The following is a 271-nucleotide window of genomic DNA, read 5'->3' on the forward strand; positions in this document are numbered from 1 at the left end:
ATGCCGATCTTACCCGCAAGCATTACACGCTTGCTACGCGGCTGAAACCCGACGCTCCACAATCCGGCCCGGGTTTTCAGTGGCTGGGCCGATACCATTTCCAGGCTGAGCGCTACGATTCCGCGCAGTTTTATTTCGAGAAGGCGATCAGGCTTTTTCCACCAAAATCGAGTTTGTTCCGGCTGGCTGAAAAGTCGATTATCTCTTCAAAATTCGCCGCAAAAGCAGCGAAAACGCCGCTTGCTATTCAGAAGAAGTCAATGGGAGATAC

Annotated in this window: 1 protein-coding gene; it reads left to right on the forward strand. The window is 51.7% G+C overall.

The window, feature by feature from the left end:
- Positions 1 to 271 (forward strand): tetratricopeptide repeat protein (locus ACTIE6_RS23175; RefSeq protein ID WP_439558895.1); only part of this gene is annotated, 271 nt, incomplete at both ends.

This window comes from Dyadobacter sp. (assembly GCF_051859145.1).
Taxonomy (GTDB): Bacteria; Bacteroidota; Bacteroidia; order Cytophagales; family Spirosomataceae; genus Dyadobacter.